Origin of the sequence: Bremerella sp. JC817, assembly GCF_040718835.1 — a bacterium.
In the GTDB taxonomy this organism is placed as follows: domain Bacteria; phylum Planctomycetota; class Planctomycetia; order Pirellulales; family Pirellulaceae; genus Bremerella.
Genome location: NZ_JBFEFG010000218.1, coordinates 1 through 701, shown reverse-complemented (window position 1 = coordinate 701; position 701 = coordinate 1). Strand labels below are relative to the sequence as shown.

Sequence of the window (701 nt, the reverse complement as noted above, 5' to 3'; positions counted from 1 at the left end):
AAGCATCGGGAACGGCGTTTCATCGAAACCTGTCTGGAAACCAACCAGTCGATGGTCATCGATAACACCTGTCCGACCCGGCTGGCGAATCCACCAGGTGGCGTAGGTGCAGAACTTGAAACCACGACGGTATTCAAACTTGTCGACTGCACGCATCAGGCCGGCGTTGCCTTCCTGCATGCGGTAGAGGTCGCATTGTGGTATTCTTGCCTTCTGTGACCAGAGAGTGGTCATACCTCATTTCATCGGAAAGTGCGTTGCGATCTTTTTGGTCTGGCCGCCACGATCCCAAGGTCATCCTGGCCGGACGCGGCGTGAACGACGGGATGGCCGGCTGGGTCGCGCGCCAATTGCACGAGGCGCGCGGTGGCACGGCAGGACGGGTCCTCGTCCTCGGGCTCACGTTCAAGGAGGACGTGCCAGACCTGCGCAATTCGAAGGTTGCGGACCTCATCGCCGAACTGCGCGAGCTGGGCCACGACGTCACCGTCCACGATCCGCACGCGGACGCGGAGGAAGCCTCGCACGACGACCCTGGCGCTCCACTGCATCGCTCAGGCCCAAAAGTTGGGAGGGATCGCAGCCTTCGTCGACGCCGAACACGCACTGGATCCTAGCTGGGCCAAAAAGCTCGTCACAAACCAACGGGACCTGCCAGGTGAGTTCTGGTCCAATCATCCCGACGTAGGCTGGAAAATGAC

The 701-nt window shown here is 60.6% G+C and carries 3 pseudogenes; 2 read left to right on the top strand and 1 reads right to left on the bottom strand.

Going from position 1 to position 701, the window contains the following annotated elements:
- Nucleotides 1-81: 81 nt before the first annotated feature.
- Nucleotides 82-180, bottom strand: a pseudogene (locus tag AB1L30_RS01055) (sigma factor); the annotation flags it as partial.
- A gap of 146 nt (nucleotides 181-326) precedes the next feature.
- On the opposite strand from AB1L30_RS01055, the pseudogene AB1L30_RS01050 reads away from it, so the two are divergent.
- A pseudogene (locus tag AB1L30_RS01050) lies at nucleotides 327-473 on the top strand (UDP binding domain-containing protein); the annotation flags it as partial.
- 55 nt (nucleotides 474-528) lie between these two features.
- A pseudogene (locus AB1L30_RS01045) lies at nucleotides 529-633 on the top strand (hypothetical protein); the annotation flags it as partial.
- Between the last annotated feature and the right edge of the window lie 68 nt (nucleotides 634-701).